This window comes from Mesorhizobium sp. BAC0120, assembly GCF_033542235.1.
Taxonomy (GTDB): domain Bacteria; phylum Pseudomonadota; class Alphaproteobacteria; order Rhizobiales; family Rhizobiaceae; genus JAWRCU01.
Window position 1 is genome coordinate 602,290 of the sequence record NZ_JAWRCU010000002.1, and the last position, 22,705, is coordinate 624,994.

25 protein-coding genes and 1 pseudogene are annotated in these 22,705 nt (G+C 62.1%); 19 read left to right on the forward strand and 7 right to left on the reverse strand.

All coding sequences use genetic code 11. The features are described 5' to 3' along the window. The first annotated feature begins 24 nt into the window (after window positions 1-24). The 7 genes and pseudogenes from glyA to SAZ10_RS33560 all read left to right on the forward strand — a co-directional run. A complete protein-coding gene (gene glyA, locus SAZ10_RS06350; RefSeq protein ID WP_318608340.1) occupies window positions 25-1,338 on the forward strand; it encodes a serine hydroxymethyltransferase in 1,314 nt (437 codons plus the stop codon). Between the two features lie 92 nt (window positions 1,339-1,430). Next, window positions 1,431-1,664 carry an AbrB/MazE/SpoVT family DNA-binding domain-containing protein gene (locus SAZ10_RS06355; RefSeq protein ID WP_318608341.1) on the forward strand — a complete coding sequence of 78 codons (234 nt, stop codon included), beginning with the start codon at window positions 1,431-1,433 and terminating at the stop codon, window positions 1,662-1,664. Then, window positions 1,661-2,068, forward strand: a complete 408-nt coding sequence (locus tag SAZ10_RS06360) for a type II toxin-antitoxin system VapC family toxin (protein WP_318608342.1) — start codon at window positions 1,661-1,663, stop codon at window positions 2,066-2,068. The genes SAZ10_RS06355 and SAZ10_RS06360 overlap by 4 nt, the downstream gene beginning before the upstream one ends. A gap of 12 nt (window positions 2,069-2,080) precedes the next feature. Next, window positions 2,081-2,545 carry a transcriptional regulator NrdR gene (gene nrdR / locus SAZ10_RS06365; RefSeq protein WP_318608343.1) on the forward strand — a complete coding sequence of 155 codons (465 nt, stop codon included), beginning with the start codon at window positions 2,081-2,083 and terminating at the stop codon, window positions 2,543-2,545. Between the two features lie 2 nt (window positions 2,546-2,547). Further along, window positions 2,548-3,678 (forward strand): bifunctional diaminohydroxyphosphoribosylaminopyrimidine deaminase/5-amino-6-(5-phosphoribosylamino)uracil reductase RibD, encoded by a 1,131-nt coding sequence (gene ribD / locus SAZ10_RS06370; protein WP_318608344.1) that lies wholly within the window; start codon window positions 2,548-2,550, stop codon window positions 3,676-3,678. Continuing rightward, the gene (locus SAZ10_RS06375; protein WP_318608345.1) at window positions 3,678-4,289 is read left to right on the forward strand and encodes a riboflavin synthase; all 612 of its coding nucleotides are present in this window, start codon (window positions 3,678-3,680) and stop codon (window positions 4,287-4,289) included. The genes ribD and SAZ10_RS06375 overlap by 1 nt, the downstream gene beginning before the upstream one ends. Window positions 4,290-4,387: 98 nt before the next feature. Then, window positions 4,388-4,513 (forward strand): annotated as a pseudogene (locus SAZ10_RS33560) (CopG family transcriptional regulator); the annotation flags it as partial. Between the two features lie 29 nt (window positions 4,514-4,542). Here SAZ10_RS33560 and SAZ10_RS06380 read toward each other — a convergent pair. From SAZ10_RS06380 to SAZ10_RS06395, 4 genes are read right to left on the reverse strand one after another with little or no spacing between them, the layout of a single operon-like run. Beyond that, window positions 4,543-5,334, reverse strand: a complete 792-nt coding sequence (locus tag SAZ10_RS06380; protein WP_318608346.1) for an anti-sigma factor — start codon at window positions 5,332-5,334, stop codon at window positions 4,543-4,545. Next, window positions 5,334-5,939, reverse strand: coding sequence for a sigma-70 family RNA polymerase sigma factor (locus SAZ10_RS06385; protein ID WP_318608347.1), 606 nt, complete (start codon window positions 5,937-5,939; stop codon window positions 5,334-5,336). Before SAZ10_RS06385 ends, SAZ10_RS06380 begins: the two co-directional genes overlap by 1 nt. Beyond that, window positions 5,936-6,277, reverse strand: coding sequence for a cupredoxin domain-containing protein (locus tag SAZ10_RS06390; protein ID WP_318608348.1), 342 nt, complete (start codon window positions 6,275-6,277; stop codon window positions 5,936-5,938). The genes SAZ10_RS06385 and SAZ10_RS06390 overlap by 4 nt, the downstream gene beginning before the upstream one ends. A gap of 21 nt (window positions 6,278-6,298) precedes the next feature. Then, window positions 6,299-7,249 carry a metallophosphoesterase family protein gene (locus SAZ10_RS06395; protein ID WP_318608349.1) on the reverse strand — a complete coding sequence of 317 codons (951 nt, stop codon included), beginning with the start codon at window positions 7,247-7,249 and terminating at the stop codon, window positions 6,299-6,301. A 203-nt stretch (window positions 7,250-7,452) separates the two neighbouring features. Between SAZ10_RS06395 and ribH the strand changes: the two genes are divergently transcribed. The 4 genes from ribH (at window position 7,453) to SAZ10_RS06415 (ending at window position 12,509) form a co-directional block, all read left to right on the forward strand. Then, window positions 7,453-7,908 carry a 6,7-dimethyl-8-ribityllumazine synthase gene (gene ribH, locus SAZ10_RS06400; RefSeq protein ID WP_318608350.1) on the forward strand — a complete coding sequence of 152 codons (456 nt, stop codon included), beginning with the start codon at window positions 7,453-7,455 and terminating at the stop codon, window positions 7,906-7,908. 5 nt (window positions 7,909-7,913) lie between these two features. Beyond that, a complete protein-coding gene (gene nusB, locus SAZ10_RS06405) occupies window positions 7,914-8,414 on the forward strand; it encodes a transcription antitermination factor NusB (RefSeq protein ID WP_318608474.1) in 501 nt (166 codons plus the stop codon). A 247-nt stretch (window positions 8,415-8,661) separates the two neighbouring features. Beyond that, window positions 8,662-10,029 carry a DUF2235 domain-containing protein gene (locus SAZ10_RS06410; RefSeq protein WP_318608351.1) on the forward strand — a complete coding sequence of 456 codons (1,368 nt, stop codon included), beginning with the start codon at window positions 8,662-8,664 and terminating at the stop codon, window positions 10,027-10,029. A gap of 335 nt (window positions 10,030-10,364) precedes the next feature. Continuing rightward, the gene (locus SAZ10_RS06415) at window positions 10,365-12,509 is read left to right on the forward strand and encodes a sodium-translocating pyrophosphatase (protein WP_318608352.1); all 2,145 of its coding nucleotides are present in this window, start codon (window positions 10,365-10,367) and stop codon (window positions 12,507-12,509) included. Between the two features lie 200 nt (window positions 12,510-12,709). Here the strand turns inward: SAZ10_RS06415 and SAZ10_RS06420 are convergent, their stop codons facing one another. After that, complete coding sequence (locus SAZ10_RS06420; protein WP_412535166.1) at window positions 12,710-13,231, reverse strand: outer membrane protein assembly factor BamE; 522 nt, start codon at window positions 13,229-13,231, stop codon at window positions 12,710-12,712. A gap of 175 nt (window positions 13,232-13,406) precedes the next feature. Between SAZ10_RS06420 and SAZ10_RS06425 the strand changes: the two genes are divergently transcribed. From SAZ10_RS06425 to SAZ10_RS06455, 7 genes are all read left to right on the forward strand, one after another. After that, the gene (locus tag SAZ10_RS06425) at window positions 13,407-13,907 is read left to right on the forward strand and encodes a ubiquinol-cytochrome C chaperone family protein (RefSeq protein WP_412535167.1); all 501 of its coding nucleotides are present in this window, start codon (window positions 13,407-13,409) and stop codon (window positions 13,905-13,907) included. Further along, a complete protein-coding gene (locus SAZ10_RS06430; protein WP_318608354.1) occupies window positions 13,904-14,458 on the forward strand; it encodes a DUF177 domain-containing protein in 555 nt (184 codons plus the stop codon). Before SAZ10_RS06425 ends, SAZ10_RS06430 begins: the two co-directional genes overlap by 4 nt. A gap of 109 nt (window positions 14,459-14,567) precedes the next feature. Next, entirely contained in the window at window positions 14,568-15,635 is a 1,068-nt protein-coding gene (plsX, locus tag SAZ10_RS06435; protein ID WP_318608355.1) for a phosphate acyltransferase PlsX, read from the forward strand. 21 nt (window positions 15,636-15,656) lie between these two features. After that, entirely contained in the window at window positions 15,657-16,628 is a 972-nt protein-coding gene (locus SAZ10_RS06440) for a beta-ketoacyl-ACP synthase III (protein WP_318608356.1), read from the forward strand. Window positions 16,629-16,875: 247 nt separating this feature from the next. Beyond that, window positions 16,876-17,202 (forward strand): integration host factor subunit alpha, encoded by a 327-nt coding sequence (locus tag SAZ10_RS06445; protein ID WP_318608357.1) that lies wholly within the window; start codon window positions 16,876-16,878, stop codon window positions 17,200-17,202. A 146-nt stretch (window positions 17,203-17,348) separates the two neighbouring features. Beyond that, a complete protein-coding gene (locus SAZ10_RS06450) occupies window positions 17,349-17,888 on the forward strand; it encodes a MerR family transcriptional regulator (RefSeq protein ID WP_318608358.1) in 540 nt (179 codons plus the stop codon). A 220-nt stretch (window positions 17,889-18,108) separates the two neighbouring features. Next, the gene (locus tag SAZ10_RS06455; RefSeq protein WP_318608359.1) at window positions 18,109-19,548 is read left to right on the forward strand and encodes a M10 family metallopeptidase; all 1,440 of its coding nucleotides are present in this window, start codon (window positions 18,109-18,111) and stop codon (window positions 19,546-19,548) included. 71 nt (window positions 19,549-19,619) lie between these two features. Here the strand turns inward: SAZ10_RS06455 and SAZ10_RS06460 are convergent, their stop codons facing one another. Continuing rightward, window positions 19,620-20,342, reverse strand: coding sequence for a metallophosphoesterase family protein (locus tag SAZ10_RS06460; RefSeq protein WP_318608360.1), 723 nt, complete (start codon window positions 20,340-20,342; stop codon window positions 19,620-19,622). Continuing rightward, window positions 20,335-21,150, reverse strand: coding sequence for a hypothetical protein (locus SAZ10_RS06465; protein ID WP_318608361.1), 816 nt, complete (start codon window positions 21,148-21,150; stop codon window positions 20,335-20,337). Before SAZ10_RS06465 ends, SAZ10_RS06460 begins: the two co-directional genes overlap by 8 nt. 358 nt (window positions 21,151-21,508) lie before the next feature. Here SAZ10_RS06465 and SAZ10_RS06470 point away from each other — a divergent pair, with 358 nt between their 5' ends. Continuing rightward, complete coding sequence (locus SAZ10_RS06470) at window positions 21,509-22,675, forward strand: TIGR03032 family protein (RefSeq protein WP_318608362.1); 1,167 nt, start codon at window positions 21,509-21,511, stop codon at window positions 22,673-22,675. The last annotated feature ends 30 nt before the right edge of the window (window positions 22,676-22,705 follow it).

The following is a 22,705-nucleotide window of genomic DNA, read 5'->3' on the forward strand; positions in this document are numbered from 1 at the left end:
CCCGAACCCGAGGATTGTGCGACTATGGCAACTGCACCGGCAGCTCAGACCAGCTTTGGGCCGTTCTTTACAGCGGCGCTCGCCGAATCCGATCCTGAGATCTTCGGCGCCATCAGCAAGGAACTCGGCCGCCAGCGCCATGAGATCGAACTGATCGCCTCCGAGAACATCGTCTCGCGCGCCGTGCTCGAGGCGCAGGGCTCGATCATGACCAACAAATATGCCGAGGGTTATCCGGGCAAGCGCTATTACGGGGGCTGCGAGTTCGTGGATATTGCCGAGAACCTGGCCATCGAACGGGCGAAGAAGCTGTTCTCCTGCAATTTCGCCAACGTCCAGCCGAATTCCGGCAGCCAGATGAACCAAGCCGTGTTCCTGGCGCTCTTGCAGCCCGGCGATACCTTCATGGGGCTGGACCTCAATTCGGGTGGGCACCTTACGCATGGCTCGCCGGTCAACATGTCCGGCAAGTGGTTTCATGTCGTGTCCTACGGCGTGCGCCGGGATGATCATCTCCTCGACATGGACGAGATCGAGCGGCTGGCGCATGTCCACAATCCCAAGCTGATCATTGCCGGCGGCACGGCCTATTCGCGCATCTGGGACTGGGAGCGATTCCGCCAGATCGCGGATTCGGTTGGCGCCTATCTGATGGTGGACATGGCCCATATTGCCGGGCTGGTCGCCGGGGGCGCACACCCTTCGCCGCTGCCCTATGCGCATGTGGTGACGACGACCACCCACAAGTCGCTGCGCGGACCGCGCGGGGGCATGGTCCTGACCAACGACGAAGACATCGCCAAGAAGATCAACTCTGCGGTCTTCCCCGGGCTGCAGGGCGGTCCGTTGATGCATGTGATAGCGGCCAAGGCGGTGGCTTTGGGCGAAGCTTTGAAGCCGGAGTTCCGCACCTATGCGAATGACGTAGTGACCAATGCCAAGGCACTCGCAGCGAGCCTCCAGGAGACGGGCCTCGACATCGTTTCCGGCGGCACCGACAATCACCTGATGCTGGTCGACCTGCGTCCCAAGAACGCCACCGGCAAGCGCGCCGAGGCGGCGCTCGGCCGCGCCAACATCACTTGCAACAAGAACGGCATTCCCTTCGATCCCGAGAAGCCTTTCGTCACTTCCGGGGTCCGTCTCGGCACGCCGGCCGGCACCACGCGCGGCTTCGGCCAGGCCGAGTTTCGCGAGATCGGCAAGCTGATCGCCGAAGTGCTGGATGGGCTGAAAGTGGCCAATTCCGACGAAGGCAACGCCGCCGTCGAGGCGGCGGTGAAGGAGAAGGTGATCGCGCTCACGGAGCGCTTCCCGATCTATCCGTATCTCGGCTGACCCGCGAAGGCATCACAAGAGCTGCCCGCTGAGCTTGATTTTGCCGGCCCTCGGTAATACCTATCCAAGAATGAATTCTTACCGAGGATGAGATGAGCACCACCGTTACCTCCAAGGGTCAGGTAACGATCCCCAAGGCCGTGCGGGATCGGCTCGGCCTGAAACCCGGCAGCAAGGTGGAATTCAAGAGTGGCCCTGGCGGTGAAGTTGTTTTGAAAAGAACAGATGAAAAGCGACCACCCAGTCGTTTTTTGAAATTTCTCGGCCATGCCGGTCCCGGCCTGAGCACCGACGAGATCATGGCGCTGACGCGTGGTGATGATTGACCTTCGTTGATACCAACGTCCTCTTGGACATTGTCACCGGAGATTCCTCTTGGTCGAGCTGGTCAATCGCCGCGCTGGACGATGCGTCGATGGAAGGGGCCCTGCTCATCAATGCAGTCATTTACGCCGAACTCTCTACCCGCTACGGCCGTATCGAAGAGCTTGATCAGTTTGTCGATGGAGCGGGCTTGGAACTCGTCGAATTTCCACGTGCTGCGCTGTTCCTGGCCGCGAAGGTCTTTGATCGCTATAGGTCATCCGGTGGCACCAAGACCGGCGTTTTGCCGGACTTCTTCATCGGTGCCCAAGCCAGTATCCTCCAACTCCCGATTCTGACCCGTGATGTCAGGCGCTATCGTACTTATTTTCCCACCGTTCGACTGATATCACCCGCTACCGTTTGAGATTCGCCCAAGATGCGCTGCCCCTATTGCCAGTCGGAAGATACGCAGGTCAAAGATTCCAGGCCGGCCGAGGATGGCGCGGCGATCCGGAGGCGGCGCGTCTGCCCGGTCTGCGGCGGCCGTTTCACGACATTCGAGCGTGTGCAGCTGCGCGATCTCGTAGTCATCAAGAAATCGGGCCGCAAGGTGCCGTTCGACCGTGACAAGCTGAGCCGTTCGATCGAGATCGCGACGAGGAAGCGCAATGTCGACCCCGAGCGCATCGAACGCGCCGTGTCGGGAATTGTCAGGCAATTGGAGAGCTCCGGGGAGACCGAGGTCACTTCCGGCGACATCGGCAAGCTTGTCATGGAAGCGCTGAAGTCGCTCGACGATGTCGCCTACGTCCGCTTCGCTTCGGTCTATCGCAATTTCCGCGAGGCCAAGGATTTCCAGGATGTCCTCGGCGAGCTGAAGGGCGAAGAGGAGCCAGGCTGAGCATGCTGGAACGGTCGGCATCAGCGCGGCAGGAAGCGCTGGACCGTCGTTTCATGGCGGCGGCGATTCGCCTGTCACGGCAGCATTTGGGCCTTACCGCCGAGAACCCGTCCGTCGGCTCGCTGGTGGTGCGCGAGGTAGACGGCGTGCCGACGATTGTCGGCCGCGGCGTCACGGCCTTGGGCGGCAGGCCGCACGCCGAACTGCAGGCGCTCGGCGAGGCGGGTGAGGGGGCCCGCGGCGCTACAATCTATGCCACGCTCGAGCCCTGCTCGCATATCGGCAAGGCGCCGCCATGTGCCGACGCTATCGTCGCAGCAGGCGCACGACGGGTCGTGATCGCAACTCTCGATCCCGACATCCGGGTCGCGGGTCGCGGCGTCGCGATCCTGAAGCGCGCCGGCATCGAGGTGGATGTCGGCTGCGAGGAGGTTGCGGCCAAGAGGGCCATGGCGGGCTTCCTCACGCTCAGGGCAAAAGGTCGTCCCTTCGTGACGCTGAAGCTTGCCGTCTCGGCGGATGGCCGGATCGGCCGCGTTGGCGCCGGCCAAGTCTCGATCACCGGTCCGATCGCGCGGCGCGCGGTGCAGATCATGCGAGTCGAGCACGATGCGGTCATGGTGGGTGTCCAGACGGTGGTCGAGGATGACCCGCTGCTCACCGTCCGTCTCGACGGGCTCGCGCAGCGCTCGCCGCTGCGCGTGGTCGTTGATCCGCTCGCGCGTACGCCGCTGGCGGCGCGCATGTTTTCCGAGCGGGATTGCAGCCGGGTGCTGGTTCTTGCCAGCGCCAAGGCGCAAGCGCGGGCCGTTGGGCGCTTGCGCGACCGTGGAGCCACGGTCGAAACGATCACCTCCGACTATAAGGGGCGGTTCGAGCCGCGCGAAATCCTGCGGCATCTCGGCGTTCGCGGCGTGAAGAGCGTGCTTCTGGAGGGCGGCGCAGAAACCGCGCGGCGCTTTCTGGAAGCCGGGCTCGTCGACCGAATCGCCCTGTTCGCGGCCGAAACGGTAGTGGGCGAGAGCGGCGTTGCCGCGCCCATTGCCGAAGATAGCGTTCCACCGGATTTCAATCAGGTCGGTGAAGAATCTTTCGGCTCCGACCGACTAATCGAATATGAAAGGCCGCTCTGATGTTCACCGGCATCGTCACGGACATCGGCACCGTCTCGTCGGTCAAACCGCTCGATGAAGGGGTGCGGTTGAGGATCGAGACGGCCTATGATCCGAAGACAATCGCAATCGGTGCCTCGATTTCCTGCGCAGGCGTCTGCCTCACGGTGGTCACTCTGCCGGACGGCGGCTCCAATTCGCGCTGGTTCGAGGTCGAGGCATGGGAGGAAGCGCTGCGGCTCACCACCGCCGCAGACTGGCGAGCGGGCACGCGCATCAATCTTGAACGAGCACTCAAGATCGGTGACGAGCTCGGCGGACACATCGTCTCCGGACATGTTGACGGCATGGCTGAGATCGTCGCGCGGGAAGAGGAGGGGGATGCCGTCCGCTTCACGCTCGAGGCGCCGCGCGAATTCGCGAGATTCATTGCGCCGAAAGGCTCCGTCGCACTCGACGGGACCTCGCTTACGGTCAACAAGGTAGAGGGGACGCGCTTCGACGTATTGCTCATCCACCATTCGCTCGCAGTGACGACCTGGGGCGAGCGCAAGGCCGGCGATCGCGTCAATCTCGAGGTCGATACCATGGCGCGCTATGCCGCGCGGCTGGCGGAGGCGTCGTCGATCTAGTTGAGCTAGATTCCATCATCATGATTGGTTCTGATTAAAGAATGGATCGTCTTATGGAGACCAAGGTGCATGCACCGCTGCCACTTGTGTAGAGGGTGGAGAAGCGGCGGAAGCTTACGCTCGAAGCAATGGCCGACGTGGATGCCGGCCGCGTCATCGATCATCAAGCCGTGCAGGGCTGGGCAGACAGGCTTGACGCAAGCGAGCCGCCGACCTTGCGATGAGCTGAAATAGACACAGAATTTGGCTGGCTCTACGATTTCGATCGATAGAGCTTCACGAATTCGTTGAGCTTGTCCACTTCCACATCCGAGGCTGCCCAGTAGGAAAACCCCCCGTCACTCCATTTGACCATGTGATAGCCGCCGGCATCGAGGTTCTGCGGTTCAAGGCGGATGTAGTCGCCGGCAATCGGCACGGCGATCAAACTGATCAGATGCTCGTTGTGGCGATAGACCAGCGTCGGCACTGCGTGGCCGTCAACCACGTCGACACGCCCGCCGACCAGTGCAAATCCTTGATCGGCAAGATCTATGGCCGGGGGGGATACGCCGAGCTTCACGTCGAGCCATGGCTTCACCGTGTGCCGGTCGGACGAAGCGATATCCACCGGGTTGGCGGCAAGGAGGCTGCGCATGTGGTTCTCGGCAATGGCGACCTCTGGTGAAGCGGGAGCCGGCGGGGTAACCAGCATGTAGGTGGCGCCACTTGCCGCGATCGCCGTGATCAGGATCGAGGCCGCCAGGCTCCGCCATCCGCCCGGGACAAGCCAAGGCCTGTCCCGCGTAGCGTGCAGCCTTGCCGGCCGCGGCGCCGCGAGTGCAGCGATGCGCTCGCGGAATTCGTCGCTGACGGCAGGCTGCCCAAGGCGCTGGATGGCAGCCTTTGCCGCGCCGATCCCGTCGTACTCGGCCCTGAGAAGAGGATCGCGCTGGAGGCGTTCCTCCAGGGACAGAGTCGTCGCGGCGTCGAGCTCTCCGTCCGCCAGTGCGTTGAGTAGGAGGCGATCCTGGTCGGGTTGCCTGGGGTCAGAACCTCGGTCCATTAGCGTGCTCGCTCGATTGCGATAGCGAGAAGGCCCCTCCCGCGCGAGAGCCTGGACATCACCGTGCCGATAGGCACTGCAAGCATTGCCGCTATCTCCTTGTAACTCAATTCGTTGATATCGCGCAGCACAAGGACCTCGCGAAACGGAATGGGCAAGGTCTCGAGCGCCCTCCGCACGAGCATTGCATCTGCCTTCCTGATCAGCTCGGCCTCGGGCGTGAGCGCCGGTTCGGCATCGTCCGATTGTCCGATCTCATCGACTGCGGCGAGGTCGCCGACCAGGACGAGACTCTTCGGCCGGTTCTTGGCGAGCCAGGCAAAGCACGAATTGCGCACGATGGCCAACAGCCAGGCCCGTGCTCCCCGTCCCGAATAGCCGTCAATTCCCGCAAGCGCCCGAACACAGGCGTCCTGGACGACGTCTTCGGCGTCATGCTGGTTCCCCGTCAGCCAGCGTGCCAGCGCCATCGCGTCCGCAAGATGCGGAAGCACGACTTCCTTGAAGCGCTCGCTTGCCGCCTCGCTGCTCACATCGCGTCGTTTCTCGAACCTGGCGGAACGCCGAAACGCGTTCCGCCACGCCGTGCCGGACACCGCGTTCACTGGGTGACCGTTATCTTGCCATGCATGAACGGATGAAGACCACACACAAACGCGTAGTCGCCCGGCTTGTCGAAGGTGAAGGAATATTCGTCACCAGTGTCGAGCGCCTTCGAGCGGAAACTCCCGTCCTCCGCGACAATGGTATGGACCATGTCGTCGTTATTCCGGAATGTGACGGTGGTGCCGACAGCAACGGTGACATTCTCCGGCGAAAAGGCGAAATTGCCGATCTGGACCAGTTGCCCGCTGGCAAGTGCACCTGCCGTCCCAATTGCCGTAGCCGCGCTCAGGGCGGCGACGACAAGCGCCAGGCGTGCGCATCCATTGCATCGTCTCATGACTGATCTCCTCGCTGCGCATCATTTGTCGGCCAACGTGGTGTCTATGAGCGCCAGGTCGTTCTGGCCCACGGCGAAGGACACGTTGGTGATGCCGAGATAGCTGCGCAGCTTCTCGGCCGGCACGAGCATCGGCCCGGGCGCAGGCGCCGTCCCCGGAGCCGGCTGGGGGAAGGCGGTCGATCGCGCGGTATGGAAGACCATGTTGCCTTCCACTTTCTGCATGATCTGGTGGATATGCCCATTGAGCACCGTGACCGAGCCGAAGCGCTTCAGCATCGAAAGCACCTGCGCACTGTCGTCGGTGCCCCAGCCCCATTCCGGATAGATGGTCCAGAGAGGCACATGCGCGAACACGACGATCGGTGTCGAGTTGGAAAGGTCCTTCAAGTCGTCAGTGAGCCAGGCAAGCTGCTCTGCGCCGAGATTGCCGAGCCCGCCGGCCTTGAGATTCATGACGTTGACGAGACCGACGAAGTGCACGCCATTCTGGTCGAACGAGTACCAGCCGGCGCCTTTGGTGCCCTTCCCGTAGCGCTCCAGATAGGCCTTGCCCAGATTTTCGTCGATCACGTCGTGCTCGCCGGGAACGTAGTGCACGTCAAGCCCGGTGCTGCCGATGATCTCGGTGGCGTTGTCGAACTGCTCGGCTTTCGACAGATGGGTGATATCGCCGGTGTGGATCATGAATGAAGGCTTGGCGGGAAGCGCTGCCACCTTCCCGATCGCCTCCTTCAGCGTATCGATTGCATGCGGGTTCGCCGGTTTGTCGAATCCGACATGGCTGTCGGAAATCTGCAGGAAAGTGAACCCCTGCTGCGCCACCTCGGCAGCCTCAGCGCGGTCGAGCAGGCTCAGGGATTTCGGTATGCCGCCTGAGACCGTCCACAGCACCCCGGTTCCCGCCCATATCATGCATTCGAGCGCATGTCGGCGCGTCATTCCATTTTCTTCGTCGTCATGGTGGGTCACATCCGTTCTCCTTGCTCAGAGCCGCAATGCGGCGTGCGGCTAGGAGATCGGGCGATGCTTGCGTTTATTCCTGGGGCCCGTGTTCGATCGATCACGTCTGCGTGTGGGGTGCTGCCGGTGAAGATCCCATGCGGCGTCCTATCTCCCGCTTGCGCACCCAACCGCTTCGGCCTAAGTGACCGGCAACCCCCCCGGAGACAAACATGGCCGACGCTCGCAACCTCAAACTTCTGATCGTCGAGGCGCGTTTCTACGATCACCTCGCCGACGCGCTTCTCGAAGGCGCCAAGGCCGCGCTCGACGAGGCCGGAGCCTCCTATGACGTGGTGACGGTGCCGGGCGCCCTGGAGATTCCGGCGGCGATCTCCTTCGCCCTGGATGCGGCGGAAGATGGGGGCACGGATTATGATGGCTTCGTCGCGCTGGGCACCGTGATCCGCGGGGAGACCTTTCATTTCGACATCGTGGCCAATGAATCTGCGCGCGCGCTGATGAACCTCTCCGTCGAAGAATCCCTTGCGATCGGCAACGGTATTCTCACCACCGAGAACGAGGAGCAGGCCTGGGTTCGTGCCCGCAGGAGCGAAGGCGACAAAGGGGGCTTTGCAGCGCGTGCCGCACTTGCCATGATCGCGCTGCGCGAGCGATTGGGGGCATGAAGGCGATGGCGCATCAGCCCGGCAGCGGCCAGCCCGGCGTGAAGCAGGCAAATAAGCGCGGCGCGGCCCGCCTCGCCGCCGTGCAGGCGCTCTATCAGATGGATGTCGCTGGCTCCGGCCTGCTTGAGACCGCTGCCGAATACGAATCTTTCCGCCTCGGCAAGGAGGTGGACGGTGCGCTTTACCGCGAGGCGGACCCGCAATGGTTCCGCGCGATCCTGTCGGGCGTGGTCGAGAACCAGAAGACCGTTGACCCGGCTATCCACCAGGCGCTCACGGACGACTGGCCGCTGTCGCGGCTCGATTCGACGCTTCGTGCCATCCTGCGGGCAGGCGTTTACGAGATCATGGCGCGCGACGATGTGCCCGTGGCCGTCATCGTTTCCGAATATGTCGACATCGCGAAGGCTTTCTACGAAGAGGAAGAGCCGAAGCTCGTCAACGCGGTGCTCGACCGCGTCGCGCGGCGGCTGCGCGGCGAGGGGCGCGGCAAGGACGCTTCGTGAGCGCCGATGCGGCGCATAGTCTGCTACGGCTATCCTGACATCATGCAGCGTTCGTCGGTTCGGCCAGCTCCACCTCGGCTTCGATAGGCGAACTCGCTGGGGCTCCGGGTTTGGGGGCCGAAGCGCCTGATACTGACTCGTTCCGAGTTGAAGGTCAGTGCAGCAATAGTCCGAAAGAATATTGACGTTACTGATGCTCTGATATTCAGTCTGCACGGCTGCCCATTTCTTGCGAGGATGAACGGCTGTGTCCAAGCGCATCATTCTCCTATTGGACGGGACTTGGAACGACGCCGATATCGGCCCCACTGATACGAATATTGTTCGGCTGAGAGATTTGATCGCCAAATCCCTCGGGCAGCAGCAAACCACCCGGGTCGAGCCGGCAAAGGCAACCGAGGCGGGCCGAAAGCTCGTCCATGGCTTCGCATCCGATGGCCGGGAGAATATCGTGTTCTACGAACGCGGCGTCGGCACGAGCGCCTTTGACAGGCTGCGCGGCGGCATATTCGGCGAAGGGCTGGGTGCCAATGTCAGGAACGCCTACAGATTCTTGTCTTATTATTACGAGGAGGGCGACCAGGTATTCGTGTTGGGCTTCTCGCGGGGGGCCTATACAGCGCGTTCCCTCGTTGGATATCTGAATGCGACTGGACTGCTCCAGCGCAGGTACTGCTCCGAGCAACTGGAGCTGAAGGCCTGGTCATATTACCGGACCTCGCCGAATGCCCGGCTTCCTGCCGTCTGGACGGAACTTACCCCCTATGTACATTGGCGTGACAAGTTCCGTGTCGAATGCGTGGCTGTGTTCGATACGGTCGGGGCGCTCGGCGTGCCACTCGAACCCTTCTGGCGCGCCAACCGGGATCGGTATGCATTCCACAATGTCGAGCTTTCTTCGATCACGAACCTCAATCTGCACGCCATCGCGATCGACGAGCATCGCAAGCCGTTCCAGGCGACGATCTGGCGCAAGCCTCCGTTCAAGCAGTTCTCGACCACGACCGAGCAGGTCTGGTTCGTGGGAAGCCACGGCGATGTCGGCGGCAGCTACATTCCGGAAGAGCAGCGCGAGGCCAAATTTCCGGAGTCGCTGGATGACATTTCTCTCGATTGGATGATCAAACGCCTTCTCCATTACTATCGCGACTTTCCAGTTGACGTTAAACATCAATGGAAGAGGCTGTCGCCCAGCTGGGCGCAGGCTACCCAGCACGAATCGAGGACACTCCCTTACTGGATCTATCCGAAGGCTTTCCGTTCGATCGCAAATCTCCCTGTCACCGGCGTGTTCCCATGGCAGGAAGTTTGCCGGGACCGCCATGCCCACCCGATTGCGGAGATGGTCCACGTGTCCGCCATCGAGCGCCTTGGCCAAGTGGTGTGGGTCGGCAGGCAGGCGAGAAAATACCAGCCTGCCAATCTCCTTGCGGTGTTGCCCGAGATCATGAGAACCTACAAATTGGGCAACGTCGACGTGCATGCAGGCGGCACCGACATTTTGCTGGTCGGGTGGGACGGACGTGCGCTTGACCCGAACGAGGATCGGGCGGTCGCAGCCGATCTCATGCGTGCGGCGGAGCTTCGATTGAACTCTTCGGCCAAGCTGAACTGAAGTGTGACGATCCGCGCAGCCGAATTGGCTTTCGGCTCCCTGCCTGTGCAGAAACCGATATCTCCGGTATCGGCAGGATGGCCTTGATGACCTAACGTCAGCTGCCTAGCGCCCCAAACTGGGGTGCCCGAAGCCGGCCATCCGCGGCATGAATATAAATCGATTTGGCACCGCCGCGTGCCGAAACTCGGCAAGGAAAACCGCCTGAAAAGACCAACAGAATATTGACCTTGGCCGAGGTGTTTCGCATAAGCCACACTGAAAGCCGCTCGCCGGCTTCGTCCAGTCAGGCCCGGGGAGGGGTTCTTGCGGGCCACATCGAGGAAAATCCGCAAATGACCATGCTTTATGTCGTCATTCTCTGCGGCGTGCTCTCTGTCCTTTACGCCATTTGGGCGACGCGGTCGGTGCTTGCTGCCGACCAGGGCAGCGCGCGCATGCAGGAGATCTCCGCCGCAATTCGGGAGGGTGCGCAGGCTTATCTGGCACGCCAGTACACCACCATCGCGATCGTCGGCATCGTCGTGTTCCTGCTCGCCTGGTGGCTGCTTTCCGGCTCTGCCGCGATCGGCTTCCTGATCGGCGCGGTGCTGTCGGGAGCCGCTGGCTTCATCGGCATGCATATCTCCGTGCGCGCCAATGTCCGCACCGCCCAGGCAGCTTCCAACAGCCTGGCTGCGGGCCTCGACATCGCCTTCAAATCTGGTGCGATCACCGGTCTCCTGGTCGCCGGCCTCGCGCTGCTCGGCGTATCCGTCTACTACTGGGTGCTGATCGGCCCGCTCGGCCACCAGCCGGCCGATCGCCAGGTCATCGACTCGCTCGTGGCGCTCGGCTTCGGTGCGTCGCTGATCTCGATCTTCGCCCGTCTCGGCGGCGGTATTTTCACCAAGGGCGCGGATGTCGGCGGCGATCTCGTCGGCAAGGTGGAAGCAGGCATTCCCGAGGACGATCCGCGCAATCCGGCCACGATTGCGGATAATGTCGGCGACAATGTCGGCGATTGCGCCGGCATGGCTGCCGACCTCTTCGAGACCTACGCGGTGACCGTCGTCGCCACCATGGTCCTGAGTGCGATCTTCTTCGGCTCGTCCGCTGTGCTCGGCACGGTGATGCTCTATCCGCTCGCGATCTGCGGCGCCTGCATCATCACCTCGATCATAGGCACCTTCTTCGTGAAGCTCGGCTCGAACGGCTCGATCATGGGTGCGCTCTACAAGGGCCTGATCGTGACCGGGCTGCTCTCCATCATCGGCCTGGGCGCGGCAACGTCGCTCACGATCGGCTGGGGCGACATCGGCACGGCCGGCAATATCGTCGTGACGGGCACCAACCTGTTCATCTGCGGCCTGATCGGCCTGCTGGTGACGGGCCTGATCGTCATCATCACCGAGTATTACACCGGCACGGGCAAGCGTCCGGTCGTTTCGATCGCGCAGGCGTCGGTGACGGGCCATGGCACCAACGTCATCCAGGGCCTCGCCGTCTCACTGGAGGCGACCGCCCTTCCGGCGATCGTTATTGTCGGCGGCATCATCGCGACCTACCAGCTCGCCGGCCTGTTCGGCACGGCGATCGCGGTGACCACCATGCTCGGCCTTGCCGGCATGATCGTCGCGCTCGACGCCTTTGGCCCGGTCACCGACAATGCCGGCGGTATCGCGGAGATGTCGGGCCTGCCAAAGGAAGTGCGCCACTCGACCGACGCGCTGGACGCGGTGGGCAATACGACAAAGGCCGTCACCAAGGGCTACGCTATCGGCTCTGCAGGCCTCGGCGCCCTCGTGCTCTTTGCGGCCTATTCGAACGACCTGCAATATTTCGCGGCCAATGCCGCGCAATACCCCTACTTCTCCGACCTGGGCGTGGTTTCGTTCGATCTGTCCAATCCCTATGTCGTGGCCGGCCTGCTGTTCGGCGGCCTGATCCCGTATCTGTTCGGCGGTATCGCCATGACGGCGGTCGGACGCGCGGCCGGCTCGATCGTCGAGGAGGTGCGCAAGCAGTTCCGGGAAAAGCCGGGCATCATGCAGGGAACCGACAAGCCGGACTATGCGAGGGCGGTGGACATTTTGACCCGTGCCGCCATCCGGGAGATGGTCATTCCGTCGCTGCTGCCGGTATTGGCGCCGTTGGTCGTCTATTTTGGCGTCTACCTGATCTCCGGCTCCAAGGCTTCGGCCTTTGCCGCGCTTGGCGCTTCGCTGCTCGGCGTGATCGTCAACGGCCTGTTCGTGGCCATTTCGATGACCTCGGGTGGCGGCGCATGGGACAACGCCAAGAAGTCCTTCGAGGACGGCTTCACCGACAAGGACGGCATCAAGCACCTGAAGGGCTCGGAAGCGCACAAGGCATCCGTGACCGGCGACACCGTCGGCGATCCCTACAAGGATACCGCCGGCCCGGCCGTGAATCCTGCGATCAAGATCACCAACATCGTTGCGCTCCTGCTGCTCGCGGTGCTCGCGCACTCGGCCTAGAGCATCGGACCGAAACGTGCGCAGCGGTTTTCGGATAAATCCGATGCGCAGACAATGAGATAGAGCGGCGTGGCGATCCACCTTGAACGCACGCCGCTCTCATAGAAAACGGCGCATACACAATCAAAAACCCCGCCGGAGCGATCCGGCGGGGTTTTTGATTGGAAGCTATGCTGGGACAGGTAGAGAGCGGCCGGCTATCACGGGCCGCCGCCAGGCATGCCCGTATTGCCTCCGAGAAGGCCGGCCGGCACCTTGCCGACACCTGTGAGCAGCTGGCTCAGGAAGTTGTGGTCGCGACCGCCGGTCGGCGTGGTGCGCGAGACGAAGTCGAACAGCTTGCCGTCCTGCATGCCGTAGTTGGCGACGCGGCTGACGCGGCCGTCATCTCCGAAATAGACCGCGAGCACGCGCTGGTCGACCAGTCTCGGGTTCTGGAAAGCGACGGTTCGAACCCGCTTCTGCGAGATGTAGTAGAAGACCTCGTTGTCGAAGGTTGCCGTCGTGGAAGGTGTGCCGAGCGCGAGCTGCACCTGCTCGCGGCTCGAGCCGACCGGTACCTGGTCGATCTGCTGCTGGTCGATGACGTAGCCCTGAGTAAGTGTCTCGCTGGTCGACAGCACATCCGATTTGCAGCCCGCAAATGCAAATGCCGCGGCAAGCACCGAAACCGTCACTCCGGCTCTCGCGGAACGGTTCGCCTTGAAATTCAGCACGCTCAATAACAACTCCCTGTCATTCCGCCGCACCGACGGCTTGCCGCGGGGCGCAAAACCGGTAAACCAGCTTCCCCGACGATGCAACCTGGGCAGACGGCGTCCCCTGGAAGGATTCCCCATTATGTTCAAACGAATCTTCGGCAGCGAACGAGCCGCCAAAGAACGGATAACAGGGGGCGTGTATGACCGAATCGTGGCAGCGGCGCGGCAGCCGGTGCTCTATGCCGACTGGAACGTGCCCGACACGCCGCTCGGCCGTTACGAGATGATCTCGCTGCATCTGTTCCTGGTCCTGCACCGCTTGCGGGGTGAGACCGGAGCCCGTGAGCTGGCCCAAGGCCTCACTGACCGGTTCTTCGCAGAGCTCGACCATTCGATCCGTGAGCTCGGTGTCGGCGACCTCAGCGTGCCGAAGCGGATGAAGAAGTTCGCGCGCATGTTCTACGGGCGCGTGGCGTCCTATGGCGAGGCTATCGATCGCGGAGATGCCGAATTGCTTGCCGCAGCCCTTGCGCGCAACGTCAGGCCCGGCGAAACATTGTGGAGGGAGTCCGCGGAGTTGAGCCGCCATGTGGTCAAGGTCCAGAGCGCCCTGGCTGAGCAAAGTCTGACGGACATCCTTTCGGGGCAGGTCACTTTTCCGTTGCCCGACACAACCGAAAGGGAGGAATTGCGATGACAAAGCAATCCACGAGCCCGGTTTCTTTCCTCGCAAATGTCGCACGTCTGCCGCAAAAGGGCATGCCGGTTGTCCTCACTGCCGATGAGGGGCAGCGCGAGGCGCTTGCAGCCGATCATGGCCTGCTTTCGGTCGAATCCTGGCAGGCTGATCTGCTTGTTGCGCCCTGGAAGCGCAACGGCGTCAGGATTTCGGGAAAGGTTGAAGGCGAGATCAGGCAGGAATGCGTGGTGACGCTCGAGCCGATCGCCGTGACGATCTCCGAAGAGGTGTCGCAGATCTACTTTCCTGAGGGCTCCAAGCTCGGCCGACTGGGCTTCCACTCCGATGGGGAAATCCATCTCGACGCCGAAGGGCCGGACAGCCCTGAGACGTTTGCGGGCGATACGATCGACGTGGGCGCACTTGCCGAGGAGTTCTTCGCGCTTGCGATCGACCCTTATCCGCGCAAGGAAGGGGCGGCGATCGAGCCTGCGGAAGCGGAGGCCCGGCCCGCCGACAACTTCGGACCGATGCACGAAAAGCTCAAGTCGCTGCGGGAGAAATCCTGAAAACACGCGTGCATTCGTCAATTCCAGTTGTACGGCCTACCAAAAACGCTATTTTCGCCCCGCTTCTGCCAAACCCCGATTGTTCGGGAGACAGTGAGACAATTCCCGCGTGATACGGATTTCTATCGACGCCATGGGTGGCGACCACGGGCCCAAGGTGGTGATTCCCGCCTTGAACAAGGTCATCGAGCGCCGTCCGGACGTGCGGTTCCTGATCTTCGGCCGCGAGGAGCAGGTGGCGCCGCTTCTTTCGCAACATGAACGCGTTGCGAAGGCGTCGAGCTTCACCCACTGCGAGATTGCCGTTCGCATGGACGACAAGCCCAGTCAGGCTTTGCGACATGGCCGCTGGAAGTCGTCGATGTGGAAGGCGATCGAAGCGGTGAAGCTCGGCGAGGCCGATGTCTGCATCTCGGCCGGAAATACCGGCGCGTTGATGGCGATGGCGAAATTCTGCTTGCGCACGATCGCGACCATAGAGCGGCCGGCCATCGCAGCGATCTGGCCGACGCTGCGCGGCGAGAGCGTGGTGCTCGACGTCGGCGCTACGATCGGAGCCGACGCGCATCAGCTGATCGACTTCTCCATCCTGGGCGCGGCGATGGCGCGCGCTTTATTCGACTTGGAGCGGCCGACCGTCGGACTGCTCAACGTCGGCGTCGAGGAGGTCAAGGGCCAGGAGGAGGTCAAGGAAGCCGGCCGGGTGCTGCGCGAGGTCGGGCTGGCATCGCTGGAGTACCGCGGCTTCGTCGAGGGCGACGACATCGGCAAAGGCACGGTCGACGTGGTGGTGACAGAGGGCTTCGCGGGCAATATCGCGTTGAAAACCGCGGAGGGGACTGCCCGGCAACTTGCCGAATATCTGAGAGCTGCCATGAGCAGAACGCTGATGGCGCGCATCGGCTACGTCTTTGCGCAGGGGGCATTCGCCAGGCTGCGCGAAAAGATGGACGTCCGCAAATCGAATGGCGGCGTGTTCCTGGGGCTGAACGGCATCGTTGTGAAAAGCCACGGCGGCACCGACGATGAAGGCTTTGCAGCCGCCATCGAGCTCGGCTACGACATGGTCCGCAACAGGCTGCTCCCCCGCATCAAGGCCGATTTAGACAGCTTCCACTCGCGCCAGCCCGCACCGGCGCAGAAACCGGCCGATCCGGCGCGCAACGCCGCGCAATAGGGTCGAAACAAGAGGTTAATCGTGATCAGATCAGTCGTGCGCGGTATTGGCTCTGCCTTGCCCCCGCGCATCATGAAGAACACCGACTTCGAGGGCGTCGTCGAGACCTCCGACGAGTGGATCGTCCAGCGCACGGGGATCAGGCAGCGCCATATCGCCGGCAGCGGCGAGACCACTGCCTCGCTCGGTGAAGCGGCCGCGCGAGCCGCGCTGCAGTCGGCCGGGCTCGACGCCGGTGATATCGATCTCATCGTGCTCGCCACCTCGACTCCCAACCACACATTTCCGGCAACTGCCGTCGAGATCCAGCAGCGGCTTGGCCTGCGCAGCGGCTTCGCCTTCGACCTGCAGGCAGTCTGCTCGGGCTTTGTCTATGCGCTGAACACCGCTGACCTCTACCTTCGCGGCGGCGCGGCAAGGCGCGCCCTGGTGATCGGGGCAGAAACCTTCTCGAGGATTCTCGACTGGTCGGACCGATCGACCTGTGTTCTGTTCGGTGACGGGGCCGGCGCCCTGGTCATCGAAGCCGTGGAAGGCAAGGGGTCCATCGCCGACCGCGGCTTGCTTGCGGCAAGTCTGCGCTCGGACGGCTGCCACATGGAAAAGCTCTATGTCGACGGCGGGCCTTCGACGACCGGCACGGTCGGGCATCTGCGCATGGAGGGCCGTGAGGTCTTCAAACATGCGGTGGGCATGATCACGGACGTGGTTGAGGCGGTATTCGCCGATGCCGGGATCTCGGCCAAGGACCTCGACTGGTTTGTGCCTCACCAGGCGAACAAGCGCATTATCGACGCTTCCGCAAAGAAGCTCGGCATCGCCGAGAAGAAGGTGGTGACGACCGTCGATCTGCATGGCAACACCTCGGCGGCTTCCGTGCCACTGGCGCTGTCCGTCGCCGTTGCCGACGGCCGCATCAGGCAGGGCGATCTCGTCTTGCTGGAAGCAATGGGCGGCGGATTCACCTGGGGCGCGCTGCTGCTGCGCTGGTGAGCCCAGCAGGCTTCGCAAAAGCGCGCCAGACTTTTCGATCGGGACGTGGGACAAAAGGATTGTGAGCAGGCGCTCGTGGGCTAATCGTGAATGCCTGCTTTGGCCCGTGAAGCGCTGAAGCTTAGTGCCGCAAAACGGTTCTATCTAACTGCATTTGCTTGAGGTTCTGTCCTTGACCTCATCGGGGCAATTTCTTAACGTCTCAAGGCTCCAGAAACAATGCGCCTGAGGGGACGGTTACGGTCACATGGGAGGAAAGACGTTGACTCGTGCCGACCTTGCGGAGGCCGTGTACCGGAAAGTTGGGCTTTCACGCACGGAATCCGCCGAGCTTGTCGAGGCCGTCCTCGATGAGATCTGTGACGCGATCGTGCGCGGCGAGACCGTCAAGCTGTCGTCCTTCGCCACGTTCCATGTCCGCGACAAGAACGAGCGGATCGGCCGCAACCCGAAGACCGGCGAGGAAGTTCCTATCCTCCCGCGCCGTGTGATGACCTTCAAGGCATCCAATGTTCTCAAGGGGCGTATCCTGCGGGCGCATCAGAGCAGCAAGGCCAAAGTCGCAAAAGCCTGATTGGTTTGATTTCGGAAATTGCCAATATTTCACGAAGGTCAAAGTCCAGCGCTGTTTCGGGGATTGAATATTTCCCAGTAAACCGCTGAGATGTAGTGCGATTCGGCCGAGCCTGGGCGGGGGCTTAGCGATGGGGAGACTGTCCTATGGAAAAGAGTCCCGACGCGTTCCGTACGATCAGCGAAGTTGCCGACGACCTCGATCTTCCGCAGCATGTCCTGCGCTTCTGGGAAACTCGTTTTTCCCAGATCAAGCCAATGAAGCGTGGCGGTGGCCGGCGGTACTACCGGCCTCAGGACATCGAGCTGATCAAGGGCATTCGCCACATGCTCTACGACCAGGGCTACACCATCAAGGGCGTCCAGAAGCTGCTGCGGGAGAACGGCAATCAGTTCCTCGTGGCGATCGGTAGCGGCAATCTTGCCGCTATCGAGGCGATTGCGCAGCGCAAGCAGGCCGAAGCCGCGAACGCGCAACCTCAGCCATCGCGCGTGCCCGACGAAGAGATGCTGGTCGGCGAGCCGAAGGTGAAGCCTTCCCGCCGTTTCTTCGGTTTCGGCAAGTCCGATGATGACGGGCCGGTGCAACCAGACGCGGGCAAGCTGTCGCGCGACAATCGCGCTCTGTTGCAGGAGGCTTTGTTCGACTTGCTCGAATGCAAGCGGTTATTGGATCAGGTTAGGTAAATTAACAAGAAACGGCCGCTCTTGCTTGGGCAACGCCAGTCCCGCAAGTAGATACGGCGCCGGTATTCCGATCCTGAACATTGGATTTTCTTGTTGGCCATCGTGCCTTAACTTTGCCGTGATCTCATAGAAACCTCGGATTTGGCTGGGGTGGCTGTCGGAATTTCCTCGGAAATCTGCGGACTTATCGAACTTGATATCAAGCAAGAAAGGAACAGCCGTGACGACACCGACGCATAACTCGGTTGGCGTAACTTCGAACCTCGACACAGCAGCGCTTGGTATCGGCAAATACGTCGCGGATGGCGAAAAATGGGGCGGCGCGCTCGGTGCCGGCGTAACGCTCGATTTCAGTTTTTTCCACAGAGGTTACTCCGAATATTACGGATACAATGGGGATTCGAGCTACTCCTCCGACAAGGAGCCTGAACAGGCCTATGAACTGACGGCAGGGGAAGAAGCCGCTGTCAGGGCCGCTCTGGGCGCTTGGTCGAGTTTCGCCAACCTCACGTTCCGCGAAGTAACCGACAGCGCCACCGTCGCAGGCGACCTCCGCTTCGGCTACACTACTCACAGCAGTCCGGGCTCAGCCGCTCACGCTTATTTCCCCTACGATGATCCTTCCGCGGGCGATGTTTGGTTCGACTGGTCGAATTTCAATCCCGGCAAGCTCCCGACGATTGCCAAAGGCTCGTACGACTTCCTTGCGATACTGCACGAGATCGGGCACGCGCTTGGGCTGAAGCACACATTTGACGACCCGAGCATTGGAACTGCCGGCGCCGATCATATGCCGGCCGCCCAGGACAATTACTTCTACTCTATTATGAGCTACACGGCGTCACCTTGGTCGGCGCAGGGTGACAACTGGGCAAGCTTCTACCCGACGACGCCTATGTACGACGACCTCGTCGCGATCGAGGCGCTGTACGGCCGCAGTGCGCATAGTACCGGCAACGACACTTATACGTTCAATGACGGCGTCAAATACTGGCAGGCGATCCAGGACACCGGCGGGATCGACACCATCGTCTACAACGGCGCCGAGAACGCGACGATCAACCTCAACCCGGGCACTTTCAGCGCGTTGAGCGAGCCGATCCAGTTCCGGAACTCGAGTGGCGGCTACACGTCAACCAAAAGCACGGTTACCATCGGTCCGGGCGTCGTCATAGAGAACGCCCACGGCGGCAATGGTAACGACACGCTCACAGGCAACTCGGTCGGCAACAATCTGAACGGCGGTGCGGGCAACGATGTTCTGTTCGGGGGGGCAGGCAATGATGTCCTGATCGGCGGACCCGGATCAGACAGGCTCAATGGCGGCGCCGGCAACGATATCTTCGTCTTCGACAGCGCGCCGAGCCCATCCAACAAGGACACGATCGTCGATTTCGGCAGTACGAGCGGCAACGACGACATGATCTGGCTGGCGAGTAGCATATTTACGAAGCTTGGCGGTGGCGCCGCGCATGCCTTGAGCGATGCTTTCTTCCGGCTAGGAGGCGCCGCTCAGGACGCCAACGACTACGTCGTCTATGACCAGACGAAGGGCGCACTGTTCTACGACCCGAACGGGAGCGCAGGCGGCGGTGCCATTCAGATCGCCACACTCACCAACAAGCCGGTGCTCACAGCCTCGGACTTTCTCGTCGTCTGAGTGATGCGAGTTCGCCACGGCCAGGCTGGCGGAGCGCCCGGGTAGGCAAAGTCCGACCGGCTTGCGGCAGCTCAAATTTCGAGCAGCGCGTAGGGCCTCCCGGTCGGCTTGTCGATATGCATTGCCACATTATACACCGGGGCGCCGCCGGGAGTGCGCCCCTCGTAGACGCCGCGATGGGCATGGCCGTGAACGACGGCGCTGACCTTGAACCGATCGATCGTCTCGGCCAGGCGGGATGACCCCAGGAACGGAAAGATCTCGAGCGGCTCGCCGGCGATCGTGTCCGCGACCGGAGCATAGTGCAGGACGACCAGCGTCCGCTCGCTGCCGGTATGCCGCATCGCGTTCTCCAGGCGCATTGCCTCGCTCACACTTTCCGCGACCATTGTCTTGATGGCTGGTTCGCCGAACGAACTCAGCATGCGCCGCCCGAATCCTCCTACGAAACCCTTCACTCCGACAAATCCGACTCCGTCGATTTCGACCGACTGTCCATCAAGCAAGTGGACGCCGGACTGGCGCAACAGTTCGGATATCTGCTCGGCGGAATCGCTTTGGTAGTCGTGGTTGCCGAGCACGGCGACTATCGGGATGGAGCATGCGCGCAAGTCGTCCAGCAGCATCTCCGCTTCGCGTGGCTTGCCAAGATCGGTAAGGTCGCCGGCGAGCACCAGAACGTCTGCCAGACGTGACACTTCGCTGAAGAGATCGCGATAGGAGGACGACGCGTCTTCCTTCACATGAAGGTCGCCGAGCGCAGCGACTTTGAGAAGCTGGGGCGCGTCACCCATCGCTGTCCGGCTCCGAACTGGCAAGCCCGTTCCGGTGCGAGTTGCGGTCGACTTCTTGAAATCCCCATTCTTGCACGTCGACCTTATAGTCTGTCCGGGAGACTGCGCGCCCGCGGCATATCTTGGTCGCGGGTGGCGGCTGCCGGCGCTGCGCCGCCAGCCGTTCAAGCAACTCGTCCAAAAGCCAGTCCGGTATGGCGTTGCGTTCCGAGGGATAGATCCAGCGGAAATTCACGATATGAGAAAGCAATACCTCCCAGTGTCCGCCGAAATAGCCGAGCAATCTTCGCCAATCGATCTGATCGTGCGCTTTGAGGACGACATGCGCCACGTCCGCGCCGTCGTAGCGGTACCTGGTTTGAATGAAGCACTTGGACCAGACGAGTTCGGTCGGACCGACAACGAGGACCGGTGTGCCGAAGACGAGAGTCTGGCGGGCGTGTTCGAACCAGCCATCGTCGATCGGCATGCCATTTGACGAGGCGAAGACGACGTCGAAGAAGCTTCTTCCCTTGAAGACTTTGCCCAGCCAACGGTCATCCTCGATGGAAATCCGGTAACCGAGCTTCTTGAAGTGGGAAAGGATGCGCGGGTAATCGCCTGCCCTGCAGAAGATATCGATATCCTTCGTTTGCCGCCTGATTCCGGTGTAGGCGCTGACGGCGTAGGTGCCTGCCAACATGAACGGGATCGCGGATGCAACGAGCTGGCTGATAGCTTCGCGATAGAAATCCTCGGCCTCGGGGCTTGCCGGCGTCGGTTCCGCCTTGGCGTCGAGCGGGGGTATGACCTTCGGGGCGGGGTTCACCGGACGCCAATGGAGTCTCTGTCACCGGCCGCTGTGGCGGCCGGGATCAGGAACGAAGAAGCTGCAGTCAGGCTTACCGCAATCATCAAACCGATCCGCCGTGGTCTCGGTTGAACACCCGGCAACTGAATTCGTTCCAACTGCCTGTTTTATGAAAGCGTCGGCGCATAGCTCTCTTTGACTTCAAGCGGATATTGGTCTCAGCGCCGCTGGTTTGCGCGAGATGTTGCCTCGCCGCCACAGAGCGCGTCAAAAATTAATTTGTTCTGTCTGCCTGGCCGGCATCGGTTGCCCGTCTGCACACGACCGCACTACTGGATGAAACTTCCGAATCGGGTTTTCATGCTGGGTGGCGGCAATGGGTGGGAGCGATAGCCGCGAAGCCGTGACCAGTCCCGGACAGGGGGACGACGCTGCGGCGGAGAGCGACGTTCCGGAGACAAGCTATTCCATGTCGGCCGGCCTCGTAGCGAAGCTGCGGGCGCTCGATATCGCACTCGCCGTCACTTCCTATCAGTCCAACCTCCTCTATTTCATCGGCCGCAATCCCGCGACCGGCGGGCTCAATGTCCATCAGACGAGCATCCTGCGGCCGATGGGACTTGCCCATGGCCCGGACGGATCGCTGGTGCTGGCAGCCGGCTTCCACCTGATCCGCTTCGTCAACACGCTCGAGCCCGACCAGCGCGCCAACCGGATCTTCGATGCCTGCTACGTGCCGCGCACGGTGCACATCACCGGGGAGCTCGACGCGCATGACGTCGGCGTCGACGCAGCCGGCCGCCCCGTATTCGTCAACACCCGCTACAACTGCCTCGCCACCTTGTCCGCCCGCTACAGCTTCGAAGAGCAGTGGCGACCGCCCTTCATCTCGGCGCTGGTGGACGAGGACCGCTGCCATCTGAACGGCCTTGCCATGAAAGACGGCGAGCCGGCCTATGTGACGGCGGTGAGCCGCTCCGACACGATCGACGGCTGGCGCGACCGGCGCGCCGATGGCGGCGTGGTCGTCGACGTCAGGACCGGGGAGATCGTCTGCGACGGGCTTTCCATGCCGCATTCGCCGCGCCTTCACCGCGGCGCGCTGTGGCTGCTCAATGCCGGCACCGGCGAGCTCGGCTTCGTGGAATTGCCGAAAGGCGGCGGCAAGGGCAGGTTCGAGCCGGTTGTCTTCTGCCCCGGCTTCCTGCGCGGGCTGGCCTTCCATGGCCGCTATGCCTTCGTCGGGCTTTCCAAGCCGCGCTACAAGCGCTTCGAGGGGCTGGCGCTGGACCAGCGCCTGGCGGCCGCCGATTCCGAGCCCTGGTGCGGGGTCCAGGTGATCGACCTCGAGACGCGAAGCTGCGTCGACTGGTTCCGCATCGACGGTCCGGTATCCGAGCTCTACGACCTTGCGGTGGTTCCCGGCTTCGCCTGTCCGATGGCGGTGAGCCCGGGATCGCCCGAGGCGGCGAGCGTGGTGAGCCACGCGCCGGCAGCCAGACGCAATCGACGGATCTATCGCCTGGCGGAACCGCAGGTTTGAGATCGGACGCGGCTGACCGATAGCTATTAT